Source organism: Kribbella sp. NPDC055110 (genome assembly GCF_053607525.1).
Genome location: NZ_JBSGTS010000036.1, coordinates 1 through 22,823 on the forward strand (window position 1 = coordinate 1; position 22,823 = coordinate 22,823).

Annotated in this window: 18 protein-coding genes; 10 read left to right on the forward strand and 8 right to left on the reverse strand. The window is 68.5% G+C overall.

All coding sequences use genetic code 11. The features are described 5' to 3' along the window. Positions 1-143 precede the first annotated feature (143 nt). Positions 144-1,199, forward strand: a complete 1,056-nt coding sequence (locus ACWF0M_RS34730; protein WP_452239990.1) for a carbohydrate ABC transporter permease — start codon at positions 144-146, stop codon at positions 1,197-1,199. After that, positions 1,199-2,086, forward strand: coding sequence for a carbohydrate ABC transporter permease (locus ACWF0M_RS34735; RefSeq protein ID WP_452239991.1), 888 nt, complete (start codon positions 1,199-1,201; stop codon positions 2,084-2,086). Before ACWF0M_RS34730 ends, ACWF0M_RS34735 begins: the two co-directional genes overlap by 1 nt. 201 nt (positions 2,087-2,287) lie before the next feature. Here the strand turns inward: ACWF0M_RS34735 and ACWF0M_RS34740 are convergent, their stop codons facing one another. Together ACWF0M_RS34740 and ACWF0M_RS34745 are read right to left on the reverse strand one after the other, a co-directional pair. Beyond that, positions 2,288-2,512 carry a hypothetical protein gene (locus ACWF0M_RS34740; protein ID WP_452239992.1) on the reverse strand — a complete coding sequence of 75 codons (225 nt, stop codon included), beginning with the start codon at positions 2,510-2,512 and terminating at the stop codon, positions 2,288-2,290. 212 nt (positions 2,513-2,724) lie between these two features. Further along, positions 2,725-4,377 (reverse strand): glycoside hydrolase family 13 protein, encoded by a 1,653-nt coding sequence (locus tag ACWF0M_RS34745; RefSeq protein ID WP_452239993.1) that lies wholly within the window; start codon positions 4,375-4,377, stop codon positions 2,725-2,727. Positions 4,378-4,506: 129 nt separating this feature from the next. On the opposite strand from ACWF0M_RS34745, the gene sucC reads away from it, so the two are divergent. Both sucC and sucD read left to right on the forward strand, forming a co-directional pair. After that, positions 4,507-5,679, forward strand: coding sequence for an ADP-forming succinate--CoA ligase subunit beta (sucC, locus tag ACWF0M_RS34750; RefSeq protein ID WP_452239994.1), 1,173 nt, complete (start codon positions 4,507-4,509; stop codon positions 5,677-5,679). Positions 5,680-5,693: 14 nt separating this feature from the next. After that, on the forward strand, positions 5,694-6,584 hold the full coding sequence (gene sucD / locus ACWF0M_RS34755; RefSeq protein WP_452239995.1) for a succinate--CoA ligase subunit alpha: 891 nt from the start codon (positions 5,694-5,696) through the stop codon (positions 6,582-6,584). A gap of 47 nt (positions 6,585-6,631) precedes the next feature. On the opposite strand, the gene ACWF0M_RS34760 is transcribed toward sucD, so the two are convergent. Next, entirely contained in the window at positions 6,632-7,963 is a 1,332-nt protein-coding gene (locus ACWF0M_RS34760) for a hypothetical protein (RefSeq protein WP_452239996.1), read from the reverse strand. Positions 7,964-8,138: 175 nt separating this feature from the next. On the opposite strand from ACWF0M_RS34760, the gene ACWF0M_RS34765 reads away from it, so the two are divergent. The 3 genes from ACWF0M_RS34765 to purH are packed head-to-tail and all read left to right on the forward strand — an operon-like array spanning position 8,139 to position 11,594. Further along, positions 8,139-9,404 (forward strand): cell division protein PerM, encoded by a 1,266-nt coding sequence (locus ACWF0M_RS34765; protein WP_452239997.1) that lies wholly within the window; start codon positions 8,139-8,141, stop codon positions 9,402-9,404. A gap of 10 nt (positions 9,405-9,414) precedes the next feature. Next, on the forward strand, positions 9,415-10,038 hold the full coding sequence (gene purN, locus ACWF0M_RS34770; protein ID WP_452239998.1) for a phosphoribosylglycinamide formyltransferase: 624 nt from the start codon (positions 9,415-9,417) through the stop codon (positions 10,036-10,038). Beyond that, positions 10,035-11,594 (forward strand): bifunctional phosphoribosylaminoimidazolecarboxamide formyltransferase/IMP cyclohydrolase, encoded by a 1,560-nt coding sequence (gene purH / locus ACWF0M_RS34775; protein ID WP_452239999.1) that lies wholly within the window; start codon positions 10,035-10,037, stop codon positions 11,592-11,594. Before purN ends, purH begins: the two co-directional genes overlap by 4 nt. Positions 11,595-11,855: 261 nt before the next feature. On the opposite strand, the gene ACWF0M_RS34780 is transcribed toward purH, so the two are convergent. From ACWF0M_RS34780 to ACWF0M_RS34790, 3 genes are all read right to left on the reverse strand, one after another. After that, complete coding sequence (locus tag ACWF0M_RS34780) at positions 11,856-12,125, reverse strand: DUF3017 domain-containing protein (protein ID WP_452240000.1); 270 nt, start codon at positions 12,123-12,125, stop codon at positions 11,856-11,858. Between the two features lie 46 nt (positions 12,126-12,171). Further along, positions 12,172-13,029 (reverse strand): bifunctional methylenetetrahydrofolate dehydrogenase/methenyltetrahydrofolate cyclohydrolase, encoded by an 858-nt coding sequence (locus tag ACWF0M_RS34785; protein WP_452240001.1) that lies wholly within the window; start codon positions 13,027-13,029, stop codon positions 12,172-12,174. A 270-nt stretch (positions 13,030-13,299) separates the two neighbouring features. Next, complete coding sequence (locus ACWF0M_RS34790; RefSeq protein WP_452240002.1) at positions 13,300-15,393, reverse strand: glycosyltransferase family 39 protein; 2,094 nt, start codon at positions 15,391-15,393, stop codon at positions 13,300-13,302. Between the two features lie 167 nt (positions 15,394-15,560). On the opposite strand from ACWF0M_RS34790, the gene ACWF0M_RS34795 reads away from it, so the two are divergent. Then, on the forward strand, positions 15,561-16,541 hold the full coding sequence (locus ACWF0M_RS34795; RefSeq protein ID WP_452240003.1) for a pirin family protein: 981 nt from the start codon (positions 15,561-15,563) through the stop codon (positions 16,539-16,541). A 19-nt stretch (positions 16,542-16,560) separates the two neighbouring features. On the opposite strand, the gene ACWF0M_RS34800 is transcribed toward ACWF0M_RS34795, so the two are convergent. Further along, positions 16,561-17,202 carry a phosphotransferase gene (locus ACWF0M_RS34800; protein ID WP_452240004.1) on the reverse strand — a complete coding sequence of 214 codons (642 nt, stop codon included), beginning with the start codon at positions 17,200-17,202 and terminating at the stop codon, positions 16,561-16,563. Beyond that, the gene (locus tag ACWF0M_RS34805) at positions 17,203-18,465 is read right to left on the reverse strand and encodes a glycoside hydrolase family 18 protein (protein ID WP_452240005.1); all 1,263 of its coding nucleotides are present in this window, start codon (positions 18,463-18,465) and stop codon (positions 17,203-17,205) included. It lies immediately after the preceding gene. A gap of 151 nt (positions 18,466-18,616) precedes the next feature. Here ACWF0M_RS34805 and ACWF0M_RS34810 point away from each other — a divergent pair, with 151 nt between their 5' ends. Continuing rightward, positions 18,617-19,327 carry a transporter substrate-binding domain-containing protein gene (locus ACWF0M_RS34810; protein WP_452240006.1) on the forward strand — a complete coding sequence of 237 codons (711 nt, stop codon included), beginning with the start codon at positions 18,617-18,619 and terminating at the stop codon, positions 19,325-19,327. 169 nt (positions 19,328-19,496) lie between these two features. Next, on the forward strand, positions 19,497-22,790 hold the full coding sequence (locus ACWF0M_RS34815; RefSeq protein WP_452240007.1) for a S8 family serine peptidase: 3,294 nt from the start codon (positions 19,497-19,499) through the stop codon (positions 22,788-22,790). Positions 22,791-22,823: the final 33 nt, after the last annotated feature.

The following is a 22,823-nucleotide window of genomic DNA, read 5'->3' on the forward strand; positions in this document are numbered from 1 at the left end:
GTTTTGCCGACTGTCTTACCATGCTGATTTCGCTAATCACGAATGTACGGTGGTGCGGGGGCGGTTGTGTGGGGAGGTCTGACCACGCGCCGGCCCCGGCCAGTCCCTGCCCGGGCTCTGCCCGGGACACAAAGGAGGCACAGGTGACTGCAACCGCGCCGGTCACGGAACGACCGGCCAAGAAACCGAAGCGGGAGCAACGGTTCGACGAGGGCACCGGCCGGCTGGCCGCGACGCTGCTCTCCCCGACGCTGCTCGTCCTCGCCGTGGTGGTGCTGTTCCCGATCATCTCGGCACTGCGGGAGTCGCTGTTCCAGAGCGGCCAGCATCTCGACGCGAACGGGTTCATCGTCAAGGGCTCGACCTTCGTCGGGCTCGACAACTACACCGCAATCTTCAAGGGTGACACCGGGCACCGGTTCTGGAACGCGTTCTACAACACGACGTTCTTCACCGTGGTCTGTGTCGTCCTGGAGACGGTCCTCGGCGTCGCGATGGCGCTGATCATGCACAAGGCCTTCAAGGGCCGGGGCATCGTCCGGGCCAGCATCCTGGTCCCGTGGGCGATCCCGACCGTGATCTCGGCGCTGCTCTGGAAGTGGATCTTCCAGGCCGACGGCATCGCCAACACCCTGATCGGTTCCCAGGTCCTGTGGTCGACGGAGGGCTGGCAGTCGAAGCTCTCGGTGGTGATCGCGGACACCTGGAAGACCGCACCGTTCATCGGCCTCCTGGTCCTGGCCGGGCTGCAGACCATCCCGGCCGAGGTCTACGAGGCCGCGAAGGTCGACGGAGCCAACGCCTGGAAGACCTTCACCCGGATCACGCTGCCGTTGGTGAAGCCGGCACTGCTGGTGGCAGTGCTGTTCCGGATCCTCGACACGCTGCGGATCTTCGACCTGCCGTTCGTCCTGGTCGGCCAGCACAAGGACTCGGTCGAGACGCTGTCGATGCTGGCGTTCGACGAGGCCTCCAACACCCGGTTCGGGCCGGCGGCCGCTTATGCGACGGTGCTGTTCGTGTACGTCGCCGTGGTCGCCTACCTGTTCGTGAAGATCCTCGGCGCGGACGTGATCGGTGAGGCCCGGGTCAAGAAGCCGGGCGGCGGTAACGGCAAGCGGTGGCAGAAGAAGAACGCGGTCCAGGACACGACCAACGCCTCGGTCGGTGCTGTGGCATCCGGTGGAGGTGGATTCTGATGGCAACGGCAACTGCAACTGCACCGTCCACTGCCGGTGGCGGCACGCTCAAGACGGCCGAGACCAGCGCGGTACGCCGGTACGCGCCGCTGCTCGGCGTCGCGATCATCGTCGTGTACTGCCTGGCGCCGTTCTACTGGATGGTCGTCTCGGCGTTCCGCCGGCCGTCCGACCAGTTCTCGAACGGCATCATCCCGGCGCCGTTCTCGATCCAGAACTTCAAGGACGTGTTCGCCGGTGCGAACGGCTTCGGCCGGGGTCTGCTGAACAGCCTGATCGTGGCCGGGACGGTGACGATCCTGACGCTGATCATCGGCATGATCGCGGCGTACACGCTGGCGCGGCTGGACTTCAAGTTCAAGAACGTCGTACTGGCGATCATCATCACCACGTCGATGTTCCCGGGCATCTCGCTGGTGGTGCCGCTGCTGAAGCTGTTCGTGGACATCAAGTGGATCAACACCTACCAGGCGATGATCGTGCCGAGCCTGTCGTTCGCACTGCCGCTGGCGGTGTGGAACCTGACGGCGTTCTTCCGGCAGATGCCGCAGGAACTCGAGCAGGCCGCGATGGTGGACGGCTGTACGCCGGCCCAGGCGTTCCGCAAGGTCATCATCCCGTTGGCGGCACCCGGTGTGTTCACCACCGCCATCATCACGTTCATCGCGGCCTGGAACGAGTTCCTGATCGCGCTGAGCATGACCAACAAGAAGTCGATCCAGACGGCGAACGTGATCGTCTCGCAGTTCACCGGTACGACGGGCCGCGACCAACCGTTCGGCAGCCAGATGGCCGCCGGTGTGGTGGTCACGATCCCGCTCGTGATCGCCGTACTGCTGTTCCAGCGCCGCATCGTCGCCGGCCTCACGGCAGGTGGCGTGAAGTGAGCTGGCGGGACCGGCAGGAACGAGACCGCCGGGACCGGGAAGACCGCGACCGCCGCGACCGCCGCGACCGCGAAGACCGGGACCGAAGGGATCGCGAAGACCGCGACCGCCTACGAAACCGCTGAACCAGAGACGGCCGGAGCCAAACGCTCCGGCCGTTTCTCTTTGTCCTGCTGGTTTGGCGGCTACCTGACCGCACATCTAAAGTAACTCTCCGTGCCCGCCCACGCCTTCGTCGACGAGTCGATCCGCAACGGCTACCTGCTGTCCGCCGCCGTGATCTCGACCGGCGACGTGTCCACAGCTCGCGGCAAACTCCGCGAACTCTGCAAGCCCGGCCAGCGCCGCCTGCACATGAAGGACGAGAACAACAGTCGTCGCCGCGAGATCCTGAGCACCCTGACCGGTCTTGGTGTCGAGGTACACCTGTACCGCGCCTCGGTAGCCGGACGGGCGGTCCGTGACGGGCGGGATGATTGTCTGCGTGCTCTCGTCCCCGAATGCGCGAAACCCGGGCGACCAGTCGTCCGGCTGGCTCCCGGGTCCACTTCCTCGGCTACCGCCTCGGCACAATCAGTATATCTACAGATTTTGGCGATCGCCAAAGGGTCAGCTACGGATGGTGACTCCTCTGATGCTCAGACCTCGAGCCAGACGGTGGTGTCGACTGGGAGTTCGCCGTTGGGTACGGGGTTGCTGGTCAGTAGGAGTTTCTGGTGGGTGGGCAGGGGGATTGGGCGGTCGCTGAGGTTCACGACGCAGCGGAAGCCGGGGTCGCGGGTGAAGGAGAGGATGCCTTCGGGGGTGTTGGGGTCCCAGGTGAGGCGGCCTTCGCCGAGGGCCGGGTGGGCGCGGCGGATCTTGAGGGCCGCCTTGTAGAGGTTGAGGTGGCTGTCGGGGGCGTCGGCTTGAGCTTCGGCGGTCAGCGGCGCCCAGTCGGCGGGCTGTGGGAGCCACGGCTGCGCGGTGCCCGGGCCAAAGCCGTACGGCGGCTCGGTGCCGGACCACGGGATCGGGACCCGGCAGCCGTCGCGGCCGCGGACGGTGTGGCCGGAGCGCTCCCAGGTGGGGTCGTCGAGCACGTCCTCGGGCAGGTCCTCGACCTCTGGCAGCCCGAGCTCGTCACCTTGGTAGATGTACGCGCCACCGGGAAGCGCCAGCTCCAGCAGCGCGGCCGCCCGCGCCCGACGCAGCCCGAGCTCCAGATCGGTCGGTACGACGCCTGCGCCTTCCAGGGCATCCTTCCGGTCGCGGCCGAACCGCGTGCGGTGCCGGATCGTGTCGTGGTTGCTCAGCACCCACGTGGCCGGCGCCCTGACCGCCCACAGGTTCTCGGTGGTGTGGTCGATCACCTCACGCAGTTCGTCCGCGTCCCATGCCGCGCGCAGGGCGTCGAAGTTGAAGGCCGAGTGCAGCTCGTCCGGGCGGACGTACTTCGCCAGCCGCTCGGCGGGGGACAGCCAGGCCTCGGCAACGAACACCCGGGGACCCTGCGGCGTATCGGCGTACTCGTCGGCGACCGTCCGCCAGCGGCGGTGGATGTCGTGCACTCCCGGTTGGTCGTACGTCGGATGCCCGACGTACTTCTGGCCGGTGTAGTCACCGTTCTCGTCCGGGACCACGTCCGGCATCGAGGTGTCCTTGGCCATCGAGTCGGCGACGTCGATCCGGAACCCGTCGACACCGCGGTCGAACCAGAACCGCAAGATCGCGTCGAACTCCTCGATCACCTTCGGGTTGTCCCAGTTCCAGTCCGGCTGGGAGATGTCGAAGAGATGCAGGTACCACTGCCCGTCCTCGATCTGCTGCCAGGCGCCGCCGCCGAACGCGGCCGGCCAGTTGGTCGGCGGGCCGCCGTCCTTGGAGTCCCGGAACCAGAACAGGTCCCGCTCCGGAGAACCCTTGCCCGCCACCAGCGCGGCCTTGAACCACGGGTGCTCCCAGGAGCAGTGGTTCGGCACCAGGTCGATCAGGATCCGCAGACCCAGCGCGTGCGCCTCGGCGATCAGCGCGTCCGCGTCCGCGAGGGTCCCGAACTCGGGGTTGATGTCGCGGTAGTCCGAGACGTCGTACCCGCCGTCGAGGAGCGGGGACGGGTACCACGGGCTGATCCAGATCGCGTCGACGCCGAGTTCGGCGAGGTACGGCAGCCGGGCGCGGATCCCGTTCACGTCGCCGGTCCCGTCACCGTCGGCGTCGGCGAACGAGCGCGGGTACACCTGGTAGACGACGGCGCTACGCCACCAGTCGTCAGCTGGTCTGGTTCCGGAATCGAGCGCGGCATCAGTCATGTGACCTAGCCTGACATGAGACGCCCGCCGATCTGTGACGGTCGTCTCAGCCGGGACCCCGCCTGTTGCTCCCGGCACGAGGGTGGCTACTGTCAGAAGCCCCGTACAGGCGAGAGAGGGACCACACTCGTGGATCTGATGGAATTCCAGGCGAAGACGGTCTTCGCCAAGCACGGAGTGCGGACGACCGTGGGTGCGGTCGTCACGACTCCGGAGGAAGCCCGCGCGGCGGCCGAGAAGATCGGCGGCCGGGTGGTCGTGAAGGCCCAGGTCAAGACCGGTGGGCGCGGCAAGGCCGGCGGCGTGAAGCTGGCGAGCAGCCCGGACGAGGCCGAGGAGAAGGCCCGCGAGATCCTCGGGCTGGACATCAAGGGTCACGTCGTCAAGATCCTGAACATCGTCCCGGCCGCGGCGATCGCGGAGGAGTACTACTTCTCCTTCCTGGTCGACCGTGCGAACCGCAACTACCTCTGCATCGCCTCCGCCGCCGGCGGTATGGAGATCGAGGAGATCGCGCACACCGACCCGACCGCGATCGCGCAGATCTCGATCGACCCGGCGACCGGTGTGGACGAGGCGAAGGCGCGCGAGATCGCGGTCGCCGCGAAGTACCCGGCCGACGTGATCGACGCCGTCGTACCGGAGATCGTCAAGCTGTACGACGTGTTCATCGCCGAGGACGCCTCGCTGGTCGAGGTGAACCCGCTGGTCAAGCTCGAGGACGGTAACGTCGAGGCGCTGGACGGCAAGGTCACGCTCGACGAGAACGCGGACTTCCGGCACCCGGAGCACGCCGAGTTCGAGGACGTCTCGGCGGCCGACCCGCTGGAGGCGGCGGCCAAGGCCAAGGGCCTGAACTACGTGAAGCTGGACGGCTCGGTCGGCATCATCGGCAACGGCGCGGGTCTGGTCATGTCGACCCTCGACGTCGTCGCGTACGCCGGCGAGGAGTTCGGTGGCGTGAAGCCGGCCAACTTCCTCGACATCGGCGGCGGCGCTTCGGCCGAGGTGATGGCGAACGGTCTGGAGATCATCATCTCCGACCCGCAGGTGGAGAGCGTGTTCGTGAACGTCTTCGGCGGCATCACCGCCTGTGACGCGGTTGCGAACGGCATCGTGCAGGCGTTCGAGCTGCTGGCGAGCCGCGGTGAGCACGTCACGAAGCCGCTGGTCGTCCGGCTGGACGGCAACAACGCCGAGGAGGGCCGCCGGATCCTCGACGAGGCCGGCCTGGCCGGTCTGGAGCGGGTCGACACGATGGACGGCGCCGCCAAGCGCGCCGCCGAGCTGGCTGCGAAGTAAGGGATCGCCGAACAATGTCTATCTTCCTGACCAAGGACAGCAAGGTCATCGTCCAGGGCATGACCGGCTCCGAGGGCACCAAGCACACCACCCGGATGCTTGCCTCGGGCACCAACATCGTCGGCGGCGTGAACCCGCGCAAGGCGGGTCAGAGCCAGGACTTCGACGGCAAGTCGGTCGCCGTGTTCGGCACCGTCGCCGACGCGGTCAAGGAGACCGGCGCGAACGTGTCGGTCATCTTCGTGCCGCCGAAGTTCACCAAGGACGCCGTACTGGAGGCCGTCGAGGCCGAGGTGCCGCTGGTCGTGGTGATCACCGAGGGCGTGCCGGTGCACGACACCGCCGCGTTCTTCGCCGCCGCGCAGGCGTCCGGCAAGACCCGGATCATCGGCCCGAACTGCCCCGGCATCATCACCCCGGGCGAGTCGAACGCCGGCATCATCCCGGCCAGCATCGCCGGCCAGGGCCGGATCGGTCTGGTGTCGAAGTCGGGCACGCTGACGTACCAGATGATGTACGAGCTGCAGGACTTCGGGTTCTCGACCGCGATCGGGATCGGCGGCGACCCGATCATCGGGACCACGCACATCGATGCGCTGCAGGCGTTCCAGGACGACCCGGACACCGACGCGATCGTGATGATCGGTGAGATCGGTGGTGATGCCGAGGAGCGGGCGGCCGCGTTCATCAAGGAGAACGTGACCAAGCCGGTCGTCGGGTACGTCGCGGGCTTCACCGCGCCGGAGGGCAAGACGATGGGCCACGCCGGCGCGATCGTCTCCGGCTCGTCCGGTACGGCGGCCGCGAAGCAGGAGGCCCTCGAGGCCGTCGGCGTGAAGGTCGGCAAGACGCCGTCCGAGACCGCCAACCTGATGCGCGAGATCATGCAGGGCCTGAGCAAGTAACTGCCAGGCGTGAGCGGGACCTGCCCCTGACGGGGTGGGTCCCGTTTCTACTTGTAGGCGGCGGAGCGGTCGACCGCGCGGGCCAGCGTCTCGTTGAACGCCGCGTCGGTGAGATCCAGCTCCTTGAGCACCGGGAACAGTACGTAGACCGCCCGGTCCCCGGACCCGGCGATGCCGATCCGGTAGACGACCTTCTTCCCGTCGCCGGTGTCGTACGTCGCCTTCCAGCTCTTGCCCGTGATGGTGCTGGTCTTGATCGTGCCGGTCGAGTCGACCTTCGCGTTCGAGAGGTTCTTCTCGCAGGCGTCGACGTTCTTCTTGACCTGGCTGACGAAACCCGCCGCCACGGTCGGGGTGGCGAACTTGATGACCGTGTCGTCGAACCCGAACTCGGTCGGCACCTTCGCCTCCGGCGTCACGTACGTGATCGTGCCGTACTTGGTCGCCTTCGACTTCTTCAGGCCGAGTTTCTCGCAGCCGGTGCCGTCGCTGCTGGTCGCGACGGCGCTCACCCAGGGCTTGTCGATCTGATCCAGCAGCGGCAGGTCGACCGAGGCCATGAAGCCCGGGTTGTCGACGTTCGGCAGCAGGGCCGGTTGCGCGATCGGTGCGCCGGTCGCGCAGCCGCCGGTCTGGGCGCAGATCTTCTTCGCGGCCGCGCTCGCGGTGGCCAGCACGGTGTCGGGCCGCGGCGGCGTGGCGGCCATCGTGTCGTGCTCGATGACCATGGTCGCCTGTCCGGCGAGCGTGACGGCGATGGTCTTGTACTTCGTCTTCGCGCCGGGGACCTGCCCGAAGACGGCGATCACACCGCGCTCGCCGACGCCGGTGGTCACGTAGCCGGCCGACAGCCGGGTCTGCGGCGTCGTGCACTGGCTGATCCAGTGGACGACCGTGTTGTAGGTCTTCGCAGCGGTGGCCTTGTCGTTCGACACGTCGACGTACTGGACGGCGGTGTCCTTGGTGGCCGAGTTCTGCAGGGTGCGGACCCAGGTCCGCAGGCCGGACGGGTCGGCGAACCGCTGCGACTGGCAGGCGAACGCGCTCTCCGGAGCCGACTCGCCGTCCGCGGTCTTCGTGACTGCCCAGGTGCCGGTCGCGCCGAGCGTCTTCGCGCCCGCGGCGTCCAGCAGCGCCTTGTCGTCGGCGAGTACGTCGGAATTGGTCGGCTTGTCGTCCGACGGGCCGCTGCCGGCCTTCGCGCCGGGCTCCTTGTCGCCGCCGAACGCGTTCAGCGCGGCGACTCCACCGCCGCCGACCAGCAGCACGACCGCGGCCCCGGCTGCGATCGTCTGGTTCCGCTTGCGCGCCTGCTGACGCCGCGCCTCCCGGGCAGCGGCGCGACCGCCGCCGCGTGATGCACGGTGGGAACCGGCCAAAGCTCGTCCTCCTGACTGATTCCACCCGACAGTACCGGGTGAACCCACGCCGCTCCCACTCAGCTACCAACAGGCGAACACGTGCCAACTGAGCGTGAGCAGGCGGGCTGAAGTCTCCCACATCCGGCGTGTCAGGACGAGCGGCATCCGTGCCCGGGGAGACGATGGGAGTCAGATGACCGACATGCTGAGCCGCCCCGGAGCCCGGGACGGTGAGACGAGCGCCGCGCCCGCGTCGGAGATCGCCGCCCAGACCAAGCCTTTGCTCGTGTCGGCCGTGATCTCAGCCGGAGCGTGTCTGCTGACCGGTCTGCTCACCTGTGCCGCGGTCGCGGTGATCGGTTGGCTGGGCGCGACCTTCGGCGGTGCGTCCGGCGCAGTCCGGGCCGGCGCGTCGGCCTGGCTGGTCGCGCACAAGGCCGCCGTCACCATCGGCAGCAGCACGATCGGCACCGGCCGGATCAGCATCGCGCCGCTCGGCCTGACGCTGTTCTTCGCCTGGTGCCTGTATCGCGGCGGCAAGTCGGCCGCCCGGTCCAGCGCGGCCGACCGGACCAGGGACCTGCTCGCGCTGGCCGGAGCGTTCGCGCTCGTCTACGGCCTCGGTGGGCTCGTCGTGGCGTTGCTCACGGCGGAGGGCCCGCTCAAGGTCTCACCGCTGTCCGCGTTCCTGGGCGCGTTCTCGCTGGCGTTGGTGGCCGGGCTCGCAGGCATCGCGGTCGAGTCCGGTGCGGCAGAGGACCTCGCCGACGCCACACCATCGGGTTTGCGGGACGCCGTACCCGCCGCAATGGCCGCGGTCCTCACCGTGATCGCGATGGCCTCGCTGCTGTACGGCGTACTGCTCGCGATCCACTTCTCCCGGATCACCGGGATGCTCGAGCTGCTGGACGCCGGCGTGATCGGGTCGGTCGTACTGTTCGCGATCTGCCTGATGCTGCTGCCGAACATGATCCTGTACGTCGTCGCGTTCCTCGCCGGGCCCGGGTTCCAGCTGGGGGTCGGTACGACGATCGCCCCGACCGGCGTCGACGTGGGGAACCTGCCGGCGCTTCCGCTCCTGGCCGCGGTACCTGCCGACGGCGCGACCCCGTCGTACCTGCTGGTCCTGACGGCCGTGGTGCCCCTGGTCGCCGGTGCGGTCGCGGGACTGGTCGTCGTACGGCGAGGGCTCGCGGAGCGGGACGCTGACGCGCTGGGGTGGGATGCGTTCGCGCTGCGCGGTGCGATCGCGGCGCTCGTCGCGGGCGTCATCGTGTTCGCGCTGCTGGCCCTGTCGGGCGGATCGGCGGGGCCTGGGCGGATGGCCGCGGTTGGAGTCCCGGGGGCGTTGCCGGCGGCCGGCGTACTGGCGGCAGGCATGGCGATCGGGGCCGCGATCACGGCCGCGGTGGTCTCCGCGCGGCGACCGGCTGACGGAGACGCCGACAGCGGGCGATAGGCTTCCCGCCGTGACTGCTTCTGACCCGGGTTCTGCGCGCCTTGTCGTGCTCGTGTCGGGCTCGGGGTCGAACCTGCAGGCCTTGCTGGACGCCTGCGCCGACCCGGAGTACGGCGCCCAGGTCGTCGCCGTCGGCGCCGACCGCGACGGGATCGCCGGCCTGGACCGGGCCGCGGCTGCCGGAGTGCCGACCTTCGTGCACAAGGTGAAGGCCTACGCGGACCGGGCGGACTGGGATCGGGCGCTGACCTCATCGGTCGCGGAGTACAAGCCTGATCTGGTCGTGTCGGCGGGCTTCCTGAAGCTGGTCGGCGACGACTTCCTGGAGTCGTTCGGCGATCGCTACATCAACACCCACAACGCGCTGCTGCCGGCCTTCCCCGGGATCCACGGGCCCCGGGACGCGCTGGAGTACGGCGTGAAGGTCGCCGGGGCGACGCTGTTCTTCGTGGACGGCGGCGTCGACACCGGGCCGATCATCGCGCAGGTCGTCGTACCCGTTCTCGATGACGACACCGAAGAAGACCTGACCGAACGGATCAAGGAGGTCGAACGCCGCCAGCTGGTGGAGTGGGTCGGCCGCCTGGTCCGGGACGGCTGGACTATCACTGGACGAAAGGTTCGACTGAAGTGAGCACCGACCGCAGGCCGATCCGCCGCGCGCTGATCAGCGTGTACGACAAGACCGGTCTGGAGGAGCTCGCTTCCGCGCTGCACGCCGCCGGTGTCCGGCTGGTGTCGACCGGTTCCACCGCGGCGCGGATCGCGGCGGCCGGCGTGCCCGTGACCAAGGTCGAGGAGCTGACCGGGTTCCCGGAGTGCCTCGACGGGCGGGTCAAGACGCTGCACCCTCTCGTGCACGCCGGGCTGCTCGCCGACCTGCGGAAGCCCGATCATGTCGAGCAGTTGCAGGAGATGCGGGTCGAGCCGTTCGACCTGCTGGTCAGCAACCTGTACCCGTTCACCGAGACGGTCGCGTCCGGTGCATCCGTGGACGAGTGCATCGAGCAAATCGACATCGGCGGGCCGTCGATGGTGCGCGGCGCTGCGAAGAACCACGCGAACGTCGCCGTTGTGACGTCTGCGTCGCAGTACCCCTCGTTGCTCGCCGCATTGGGCGACGGCGGCTTCTCGCTCGAGGACCGGAAGCGGCTGGCGGCGGCGGCCTTCGTACACACCGCCGAGTACGACATCGCGGTCGCGTCCTGGATGGGCAACGTACTTACCGACTCCTCGGAGGGCTCAGGTTTCCCGGCGTGGGTGGGTGCCTCGTGGGACAAGTCAGCCGTCCTGCGGTACGGCGAGAACCCGCACCAGCCCGCCGCGCTGTACCTGAACGGGCGGGGCGGGCTGGCCGCGGCGGAGCAGCTGCACGGCAAGGAGATGTCCTACAACAACTACGTCGACGCCGACGCGGCCCGGCGTACCGCCTATGATTTCGACGAGCCGGCGGTCGCGATCATCAAGCACGCGAACCCGTGCGGGATCGCCGTCGGCAAGGACATCGCCGAGGCCCACCGGCGCGCACACGAGTGCGACCCGGTATCGGCGTACGGCGGTGTGATCGCGACGAACCGCCCGGTCACGGTGGACCTGGCGAAGCAGGTCGCGGACATCTTCACCGAGGTGCTGGTGGCGCCCGCCTTCGAGGACGGCGCCGTCGAGATCCTGCAGGCGAAGAAGAACATCCGGCTCCTCGTGGCGCCGGCCGTGTCCGCGGACGAGACGGTCGAGATGCGGGCGATCAGCGGCGGGCTGCTGCTGCAGCACCGCGACCGCTTCCAGGCCGCAGGTGACGACCCTGCTGCCTGGACGCTCGCTGCCGGCGCACCTGCCTCCGACGAGGTGCTGGCCGATCTCGCGTTCGCGTGGAAGGCGTGCCGCGCGGTCAAGTCCAACGCCATCCTGCTCGCCGCCGACGGCGCCTCGGTCGGCGTCGGCATGGGCCAGGTCAACCGGGTCGACTCCTGCCGCCTCGCAGTCTCCCGCGCCGGCGACCGCGCCACCGGCTCCGTCGCCGCCTCCGACGCCTTCTTCCCCTTCCCCGACGGCCTCGAGGTCCTCATCGAAGGCGGCGTCAAAGCAGTAGTCCAGCCCGGCGGCTCCATCCGAGACGAAGCCGCCATCGAAACCGCCACCAAAGCCGGCATCACCATGTACTTCACCGGAACCCGCCACTTCTTCCACTGACCCCTCAGGCGATCGAGCCAACCTCGGCGCCTTGCAGGTCAGCTTCTACGCCACGTGGAACTGGACGATCTGAACGTACGCCGGTACGCGACTTGGTGGCCGTTGCCGTCGACGTCAGCAACCCACCAGTTGCCACCAGCAAGCGTCTCCGCGGGTCGATTCGTTCCGATTGGGGAGTGTTACAGGCTGATTCGGGTGGGTTTTGCTCCCCAGATCCGATGGCGGGGCCCTGGCGGCGCGACGGACTTCGGAAGCAGAGCGCTAGTTGGGGATGATGATGGCGAGTACTGCGATGGCTGTTGCGGTGAGGAGGAGGAAGGTGGTGTCGAACATGCGGCTGCGGACGTGGAGGAGGCCGGCGGCTGTGTCGGAGAGGGTGGCTCGGAGCAGGCCGGCGAGGCCTACCGCGCCGGCGAAGACGAAGACGCCGTTGCGCCAGTTGTAGAACCAGAGCACGACCATGCCGGCGAGTGCGACCAGGAGCGTCAACGCCAGCGGCCATTGGCTCCGGCGCTGGGCCTCACCCGCCATCAGCACGCCACACCCAGCTCGGCCGCGTACGCCGTACCGCCGGAGGTCACTGGGGGAGGCTCGATTCGGCGGCTTCCACGACGTTGGTGAGGAGCATCGCGCGGGTCATCGGGCCGATACCGCCGGGCATCGGCGCGATCCAGGCGGCCTGCTCGCGAGCCGCGGTCTCGATGTCGCCGACGATCTTGCCCTCGGCGTTCCGGCTGGTGCCGACGTCGAGCAGGACCGCGCCGGGCTTCACCATGTCCGAGGTGATCAGGCCGGCCGAACCCGCGGCGGCGATCACGATGTCGCCGGTACGTACGACGGCCGCGAGGTCCTTCGTGCCGGTGTGGCACTGCGTCACGGTCGCGTTCTCGCTGCGCCGGGTGAACAGCAGCCCCATCGGCCGACCCGCGGTCACGCCGCGGCCGACGACGACCACGTGGGCGCCGGCGATCGGTACGTCGTACCGCCGGAGGATCTCCACGCAGCCCTTCGGGGTGCACGGCAGCGGACCGTCCTGGCCGAGGACGAGCTTGCCGAGGCTGACCGGGTGCAGGCCGTCGGCGTCCTTGGCGGGGTCGATCAGGCCGAGGATCGTGTTCGTGTCGACGTGCTTGGGGAGCGGGAGTTGGACGATGAACCCGGTGCACTCCGGGTTGTCGTTGAGCTCCTGCACCTTCGCGGCGACCTCGTCCTGGGTCGCGGTGTCCGGCAGCTCGACCTGGATCGAGGAGATCCCGACCGCCGCGCAGTCGCGGTGCTTGCCCGCCACGTACGCCCGGCTGCCCGGGTCGTCACCCACCAGGATCGTGCCCAGCCCAGGCACCACGCCCTGCTCGGCGAGTTTCGCGACCCGGACCTTCAACTCGTCCTTGATCGCGGCCGCCGTCGCCTTGCCATCCAGAATCTGCGCCGTCACGACCCCAGAGTCTGCCACGCACCGACCCCGGACCCGTACCCGGACCGCCGCGACTCCCGGCAGCCGCCACCTCCGACGCTTGCCCGGACCGCCGCCACTCACCAACGGCGTGGGCGTCGGCGCTCCCAGGCGGGGAGTCGGCTGGACGGGTCGGGTTGGGGTGGGTTAGTGAGTGGTGGGGGTCCGCCAGGCCATCACAAGTGAAGGTCGGCCGGGCGGCCACGCGGGCCGCCCGGCCGAAGGGGCGATTGTGATGGGCTGGGCGTCCGGTCAGCTCGTCAGGTTGTAGACGGTGGTGCTGCCGACGGTGGTCGCCGTGTAGTTGGACTCGACCCAGGACTGGATCTCGCTGGCCGCGGAGGTGCTCTGGCCTCCGCCTCCGCCTCCGCCGCCTTGGCCGCCGGCGATGTAGTACGAGATCTTGCCTTCGGCTACCCACTGCTTGAACTGGGCGAGGGTAGGTGCGTCGTCGGTGCCGCTGAAGCCGCCGATGGCGATGACCGACTTGCCGGTGGCGAGCTCGAGCGAGGCCGCCGACTGGGAGCCGCTGGTTGCGGCGGCCCAGGTCGTGGTGGTCTTCGACAACAAGGCCGTCAGGTCACTGCTCGCGGAGGCGTCGCCGCCCATCCCACCCCCTGAACCCCGACCCGACTCCGAAGCCCCAGCCGACCCCGTCCCCGTCGCGCTGCTCGAACCCGTGCCGGTGGATCCGGTACCGGTCGAGCTGCTCGAACCTGACCCGGTGGACCCGGTAGACCCGGTGGACCCGGTGGGGGGAGTGCCGGTGGGAGCGCCGGTGCCGCCGGGGCCGCCGGCTCCGCGGGTGCCTCCGCCTCCGCCTCCGCCCATCGCGCTGCTGCTCGGGCCTGACGTCGGGATCGAGCCGTTGTGCGTCTGCGACGCCGTGGCCACCGCGTACGCCGTGCTCCCGAGCCCAAGCGACACCACAACCGCCAGCACAACCGCAGGCAGTACTCGCCGAACCCGACGACCGACGAGCACCAGGAGAGCAGCGATCGCACCAGCCGCGAGTACGACGTACTTCGCCCACGGCGCGAAGTCCGACGTACGACCGAGCAGCACGTAGTCCCACACGCCCGTCGCCAGCACCATCGCGGCCAGCGTGATCCGCGCCGCCAGCACGTCCCGCTGCTTCCAGGCGATGGAGATGCCCATCCCCACCAGCCCGCCGATGGCCGGGGCGAGCGCGACCGCGTAGTACGGGTGGATCGTCCCGCTCATGAAGCTGAAGACGCCCGCGGTCACGAGCAGCCAACCGCCCCACAGCACCAGCCCGGCCCGGACCCGGTCGGTCCGCGGCGCGCGCCGCGTCAGCCACAACCCACCGACCAACGCGATCAATGCCGCAGGCAACAACCACGAGATCTCTGTACCAAAGGCAGAACCGAACATCCGAGTGATCCCGGTGCTTCCACCGAAGCCGGTGTTCGTGCTGCCACCACCGCCACCGCCGCGGTTGCCCGAACCACCCAGCAACCGCCCGAGCCCGTTGTAGCCGAGGGCAAGCTCGAGCAACGAATTGTTGGTCGACCCACCGATATAGGGACGGCTCGACGCGGGCCACAGTTCGACGAGCGCGACGTACCAACCAGCACTCACGATCAGCGCACCGAGCGCGCCGACCAGATGCAGCAACCGCCGGCGGAACGAGGTCGGCGCCGCGATCAGGTACACCAGCGTGAACGCCGGCAGCACCAACAAAGCCTGCCCCATCTTGGTCAGGAACGCGAACCCGATCGCCACACCGGCCAGCATCAACCACCTCGCCGAAGCGTGCGACAGCGACCGTACGACGAAGTAGGCCGCGGCCACCATCAGCAGCACGAGCAACGCATCCGGGTTGTTGAACCGGAACATCAGTACGGCGACCGGCGTCAACGCCAGCGCGCTACCCGCGATCAGCCCCGCGACCGGACCGGCGACGCGCTTCACGGTCAGGTACAGCAGCCCGACCGCCGCGATCCCCATGAACGCCTGCGGTGCCAGCACCGTGAAGCTGTTGAACCCGAACAATCGCGCGAACGCGGTCGCCACCCAAAGCGCGCCCGGCGGCTTGTCCACCGTGATCGCGTTCCCCGCGTCGAGCGACCCGAACAGCCACGCCTTCCAGCTCTGCGTCCCGGCCAGTTCGGCGGCGGCGTAGAAGCTGTTCCCGTACCCGGAGGCGGTCAGATTCCACAGGTACAGGATCGCCGTACCCACGAGCATCGCCAGCGCGGCCGGCCGGACGTACGCCGCCTGCTCGGCGGGACCGCGGGCGAACCGGCGGAGTCTCCCTGGTGGTCGGACCGGTGGTTCGGCAGGTGGTTCCTGCGCAACAGGTCGGTCGAGCAGCGTCGTCATGATCGTCTCCAGTTCACGGATGGGTTCCACTGACGACGGTGCCAACTGGCCCTCCGGTGACCCTGGACGTTGTCTGGAAGCTTCCTGTGAGCCGGGAATGCGGTGGCTCTTGCCGTGGTTCGGGGAGGTAGTTTATTGTTGAACTATCGACCAGCGAGGAGCATGCCATGCCCGCCGTGACTGTCAGTGACATCACCGTCCTGCCGCGGATCAGTCCGCAGGATTCGGTGAACGAGCGTTCGGTGAAGTCGGTGACGTCGGCGCCGAGCGGGTACGAGGGCGAGGGGTTCCCGGTACGGCGGGCCTTCGCGGGGGTCGATCTTCGTGACCTGGACCCGTTCATCCACATGGACCAGATGGGTGAGGTCGAGTACGCGCCGGGCGAGCCGAAGGGTACGCCGTGGCACCCGCACCGCGGGTTCGAGACGGTCACGTACATGCTCGACGGAATCATGGAGCACCAGGACTCCAACGGCGGCGGTGGCGTGATCTCCAACGGCGACACGCAGTGGATGACTGCGGGCAGTGGCTTGCTCCACATCGAGACTCCGCCGGAGCACCTGGTGATGAGCGGTGGCCTGTTCCACGGCATCCAGCTCTGGGTGAACCTGCCGAAGGCGCTCAAGTGGGCCCCGCCGCGTTATCAGGACATCCGCGGCGGTGACTCCGCGCTGCTCTCCACGCCGGACGGCGGTTCGCTGATCCGCGTGATCGCCGGCTCGGTCGACGGTCACAACGGCCCCGGTTCGACCCACACCCCGATCACGCTGGTGCACGCAACGGTGAGCCCCGGCGCGGAGATGGTGATCCCGTGGCAGCCGGATTACAACGCACTCGTCTACGTACTGGCCGGTCAGGGCACTGTCGGTTCCGAGCGTCGTCCGATCCGCAAGGGTCAGCTGGCTGTCTTCGGTCCCGGCGACACGATCCGTACGGCGGCGAGCACGACGCAGCCGCAGGCGGAGCCGAACCTCGACGTCCTGGTGATCGGCGGTCGCCCGATCCGTGAACCGATCGCGATGGCCGGCCCGTTCGTGATGAACACCCGCGCCGAGGTCATCCAGGCCTTCGAGGACTTCCAGGCCGGCAAGCTCGGCAGCATCCCCGCAGTCCACGGTGCCCCCACCGAACTGCGGAGCACCGACTAACCCTCGGGGTAGAACAAGTTCAGCGTGCAGCCACGCCGGTGTCGTCGAGCGTGATGTAGTGCTCGATGCGCGGGTCGTCCGGGTCTCCGCCGTACAGCTCGACGAAGCGTCGCGCCGCGGGTGGTCCGCCGTACTGCGGGTTGAGGGTGCCGCGCAGGCTCTTGAACATCAGCGAGAGGTCGACGTACCGGTCGCCCGTGCCGAGTCGGCTGAGGTCCAGGACGCCGGTGAAGCGCAGTGTCGCCGGGTCGATGAAGACGTTCGGCGCCGCGTAGTCCCCGTGTGTCACGGCGGTGCCGGCGCCCGGGAAGGGCGAGGCGAACGGGCAGTCCGTGAGCTCGTCCAGCGCCCGCAGACCGGAGGCGATCGCCGCGAGTACGGCGGGACGGTCGCGCGCCGGCCACGGTTGGGAGGCGTCGCGGCCGGGCAGCTCCGTGGTCAGCAGCCAGTTGTTGCCGCGGTCAACGATGCCTGGGCACGGAAATCCGGTTCCGGAAAGCCAGGCCAGACGTTCCGCCTCGGTATCGACGCCGTCACCCGCTTTGTAATACAGGCGTTCCGGGCCGCGGTCGAGCCTGACGACCGTCGCCCCGGAACAACCCACGTGGACCGGTTCGGCATTGTCCGCGCCGAACCGGTCCTGGAGAAGAGTCAGATCCACTCAGCGAAGGTTACGGTGCAACGCCGAGATCAGCTCCCCATTTGCGGTGTCACCGTCGAGCGACCAGATCATCGCGCCGCCCAGATCGCGGTGCGAGATGTACTGCGCTTTGCGTTTCATCTCGACCGGGTCGTCCCAGGTCCAGAACGTCGTACCGTCGAACAGCCACGCGAAACCGGCGCGGTTGTCGCGGTAGACCGTGTAGTTCGCCAACTGTGCCTTCAGGTAGCGGTAGTCCTCGGTGCCGGCGTCGAACGTCGACGGCGCCGGACCGGTCGACGGCTGGAAGAGGCCGTGGTTCTCATCGGTCACGCCGGTCCAGCCGTGCGAGTAGAACGGCACACCCATCACCAGTTTGCTCCGCGGCGCCCCGCGGGCCAGATAGGCGTCGATCGTCACCTGTGAGCTGAACTCCGGGGTCGTCGGATCGCCCGCCGGTCCGTCGATCGCCGACTGCTGGTTGGTGAGCGTCTCCCACGGACCGTGGTAGTCGTACCCCTGCGTCGTACCGAATGTCAGGTCCTTGAACAGCTGGCGGACCTCGAAGCCGCGGTCGATCATCGCCGGGTTCGCAGGCAGGAACGCGGTCAGGTCGTGCCTGCCCGGCAACTGGTCGAGCTGCTTGCGGTACTCGTGCACCAGCTCGGTGAAGTTCTGCTTGTCCTCCGGACGGATCACGTTGCCCGGGTTTCCTTCGCTGGCCGGCCATTCCCAGTCCAGGTCGACGCCGGTGAAGATGCCTTTCGCGGCGCCGGCCGGAAGGCCCGGCAGGTTGCCCTTGAGCCACAGGTCCAGGCACGACTTCACGTGTGCGGCCCGCGAGGCCGGCGTGAGTGCCGCGTCGGAGAAGTGCGCCGAGCCGGTCCAGCCGCCGAGCGAGATGCTGATCCGGAGCTTCGGGTACTTCTGCTTGAGTTGCTTGAGCTGATTGAGGTTGCCGTTGAGCACCTGTCCGGGCTCGTCGGCTTGGCCGTTGACGCTCTGCTCGGCGGTGAACGGTCGTTGGTAGTCGGCCCACGGGTCGCTGCTGAGGCAGTTCCCCTGGGCGTCGACGAAGCCGAACGCGTAGTTGATCTGGGTCAGCCGGGCCGCGGACCCGTTCTTCACCAGATCGCTGACCAGAAAGTTCCGGCCGTACCCACTCCAGTTGGTGTAGTACCCCACCACTCGCTTGTCGCTGCCGTGCGCTTCGGCCGGTACGGCGGCAGTCGTTGGCACGACCATCGCAGCCGCCATCAGCAGCCCCACACTCCGACGCCTCATAACACCCCCATCGGAAGGATCCTGCGCACACACTAGGACCGCCGACCGACTTACACAATGTCTCTGCAAAAACTGGATCTCGGCCGCGCCCTTGACGGGATTCGTCAATCGTTCGCTGGTCGTGCCGGAGGGCATGGATAGGGTCGGCGGTATGACGAGTGTTGCTGAGGAGCTGGCGCCGGGTGGGGTTTTGCGGGCCTCGATCAATGTGGGGAATCCGGTGCTGGCGCAGGGGACAGCGGACGCGCCGGGTGGGGTGACTGTCGATATTGCGCGGGAGTTGGCGCGGCGGTTGGGGGTGTCGCTGGAGCTGGTCTGTTTCGATGCGGCGCGGAAGTCGTTCGAGGCGATGACGACCGGGCAGGCGGATCTCTGTTTTCTGGCGATCGATCCGGCGCGGGCGGCCGAGGTGGCGTTCACGGCGCCGTACGTTGTGATCGAGGGGGTGTTCGCCGTACCGCAGCCCTCCAACCTGAAAACAGTCGCAGAGGTGGATGCGCCGGGTGTGCGGATCGGGGTGAAGCAGGGGTCGGCGTACGACCTCTACCTGACCAGGACGTTGCAGCAGGCAACGGTTGTCCGCGGGGCGGAGGGCGTCGACGTGTTCCGCGAGGAGGGGCTCGAGGTGGCGGCCGGCATCCGTCAGCCGATCACCCGGTACGTCGCCGAGCACCCGGAGCTCCGCCTGATCGACGAGCGGTTCATGCAGATCCAGCAGGCCGTCGGCACCGCGAAGTCGAAGCACCCGGACACGGTCGCCTACTTGCACGACCTGATCGAGGATCTGAAGTCCTCGGGCTTCATCGCCGCGTCCCTGACTGCCTCCGGCCAGGCGGACGCGACGGTTGCTCCGCCTGCCTGAGGGCGGATGCCCTTACGGGCAGTGAGGCGGCAGCAACCTGCCGTGGCAGGAGGTTCTGGCAACCATTCGATAGGGTCCGGACATCTATCGGTGAGTGGCCGTACGGCTCCGCTCTGTGAGTGGTCTAGTACGGCCCGCTGTGAGGACAACCGATCGGGAGGGACTCATCGTGGTATCCACACCACGATCGAGGCGCATCGGCGTTGCCGCCGTCGCCTTGATCGCCGCCTTCGGGCTCGCCACCCCGGGCCAGGCAGTAGCCGGCCCGCAAGCAACAGCCGGCCCGCAAGCGAAACAAACCCACCCAGCCAAGGACCAGAGCGTCACGCTGATCACCGGTGACCGGGTCACCCTGCGCGGCGGCGACCCCGCCCGCGCGACGATCCGGCCCGGCAAGGACCGGACCGGCGTCGCGTTCAGCTCGTACCGGCTGAAGGACCACCTGTATGTCGTACCGTCCGACGTCAGCGCGCGCCTGGCCGGCGGGAAGCTCGACAGCCGCCTGTTCGACGTGACCGCCCTCATCAAGGACGGGTACGACGAGACGCTGCCGCTGATCGTCACGTACAGCGGCAAGGCCCAGAAACGCAGCCCCATACCGGGAGCGACCGTCACGCGTCGGCTTCCGGTGATCAACGGCGCCGCGCTGAAGGCAACCAAGGACTCGAAGGTCCTGGACGGGGCCGGTATCGACAAGATCTGGCTCGACGGCAAGCGCAAGGTCACGCTGGACCAATCGGTCCCGCAGATCGGCGCGCCGACCGCCTGGCAGGCGGGCTACACCGGCAAGGGCATCCCGGTGGCGGTCCTGGACACCGGGATCGACAAGACGCATCCGGACCTCGCCACCCAGGTGGTCGGCGGCAAGAACTTCACCGACGCCCCGGACGGCGACCATTTCGGTCACGGCACGCACGTCGCCTCGACGATCGCCGGTACGGCGGCCGCGTCGAGCGGCAAGTACAAGGGGGTCGCGCCGGACGCCCGGTTGTACGACGGCAAGGTCTGTGACGACTTCGGCAGCTGCCCGGACTCCGCGATCCTGGCCGGCATGGAGTGGGCCGCGACCGAGGTCAAGGCGAAGGTCGTGAACCTGAGCCTCGGCGGCACCGACACGCCAGGGATCGACCCGCTCGAGGAGGCCGTGAACCGGCTGACCGCGCAGACCGGCACGCTGTTCGTGATTGCCGCCGGCAACGAAGGTCCGGGGGAGCAAACCATCGGCTCGCCGGGGAGCGCGGACGCCGCGCTCACCGTCGGCGCGGTCGACAAGCAGAACCAGCTGGCCGACTTCTCCAGCCGTGGGCCGCGCGTCGGCGACGGCGCCGTGAAGCCGGACATCAGCGCGCCGGGTGTGTCGATCGTCGCCGCGAAGGCGAAGGACTCGATCATCGGCGAGCCGGTCGGCGACGACTACCTGCGGCTCGACGGTACGTCGATGGCGACGCCGCACGTGGTGGGTTCGGCCGCGATCCTCGCGCAGGAACACCCGAACTGGAAGGCCGCCGAGCTCAAGGGCGCGCTGATGGGTTCGGCCAAGCCGGCCGCGGACCAGACCGCGTTCGAGCAGGGCGCCGGCCGGGTGGATGTTGCCAAGGGCATCAAACAGACCGTGATCGCCGAGCCGGGCAACGTCTCGTTCGGTACGGCGGTCTGGCCGCACGGCGACGACGCCCCGGTCACCAAGACCGTGACGTACCGCAACCTCGGCGACCAGCCTGTCACGCTCAACCTGGCCGCGTCGTTGAACGGCCCGGATGGCAGCCCCGCTCCGGCGGACGCGCTCAAGCTGAGCGCAAGCACGGTCACCGTTCCCGCGGGCGGTACCGCCACGGTGCAGGCGACCTCGAACACCAAGCACGACGGCCCGGACGGCCTGTACTCCGGCCGCCTCACCGCGACCGCCGGCGACGTCAGTGTCACGTCGGCGATCGGTGTGGACAAGGAGAAGGAGAGCTACAACCTCACCCTGAAGGCGATCGGCGCGGACGGCAAGCCGGCTCCGTTCGACGGTGTCCTGAGCGCGCTGGACCGGAACCTGTTCCAGTTCCTGGGTGACGGCAGCGACACGCTCAAGTTCCGGTTGCTGAAGGGCGAGTACCTGGTGCAGAACAGCCAGTTCGTCGAGCTGCCGAACGGCGACTTCGCCAGCTACGGGCTGCTGCAGCCGTCGGTGAAGCTCACCAAGGACACCACGGTGGTGTTCGATGCGCGTACGACGAAGCAGGTCAAGGTGACTGTGCCGCAGCCCGGCGCCGAGGCGGCGCTCGCCGACGTCGGGTTCGACCGGACGTCCGCGGACGGTCGGTTCGGACTGGGCTACTCCAGTCTGTCGTTCGGATTCGGAGCGATGTACTCGGCGCAGGTGGGATCGTCCGTGCTGCCGCCGGAGCAGTTGACCAGCCATGTCGCGTCGCAGTGGGCGAAGCCGGACGCGGACGGGACGTTCAACAACTCGCCGTACATCGTCGGTCAGCTCGACACGTTCCCGGGCGTGTTCCCGACCGGGTTCGTGCGGGACGTCAAGCCGAAGGAGCAGGCCACGCTCCAGCAGACCGTCAACGCCACCAGCGACCGCGCCCACGAACGGGCCGTGTTCGGCAACGCGCCGGGGATGAGCGGCGGCTGGGCGATCGCGTTGACGTACGGAAAGGCTCCGCTGACCACGACGGCGTACGTCGACGGCAAGCCGGCCAGCTGGCAGAGCGAGGTCGACGAGATCATCCCGAGCACCGATCCGGAGGATCCGTTCCCGCAGACGATCAGCCGGCTCATCTCGCCGTCGAAGGCGTACCGGGCCGGCAAGTCGTACCACGAGCGGTTCAACGCGGCGGCCTTCACGATCAGGCCGGATCTGGCGGTCCGGCTCGAGAACAGCGTGCTCCTGTCCGCCTACGGTCTCGGCGACGCGGACGGGAACGGCGGGTTCATCGCCACCGATTCCGAGTCCAGCAAGCTGATCCAGGACGGGAAGGTCGTCGCCGAGTCGCCGTACTTCGGGTACGTCGAGGCGTCCGATCTGCCGGCGGCGAAGACGACGTACACGCTGGAGTCGACGCAGACGCAGTCGAAGAGCCCGTTCGCCACCCGGACCGATCTCCGGTGGACGTTCAGCTCGGCGGCCACGTCTGAGGAGACTAGGCTGCCGTTGCTGGGCATCCGCTATCAGCCCACGGTGGACGATCACAACGTAGCTGTGCGCAGGCCGGTCACCGTGCTGCCTGTCGTCGTGGACCCGCAGGCCGGGCAGCAGCTCCCGGTCATCCGGAAGCTGACGGTCCAGGTGTCCGGCGACGGCGGTAAGACCTGGAAGAACGCCGCGGTCGCGCCGATCGGTCACGGCCGGTACAAGACAATCTTCCAGACACCGGCCGGAAAGTCCGTCTCGCTGCGATCGCACCTGGTCGACGGCGCCGGCAACATCACGGACCTGACCGTCATCGGGTCGTACGCGATGCGGTGAGAACAGCAGAACGGCCCCCGGGCGCATCCCGGG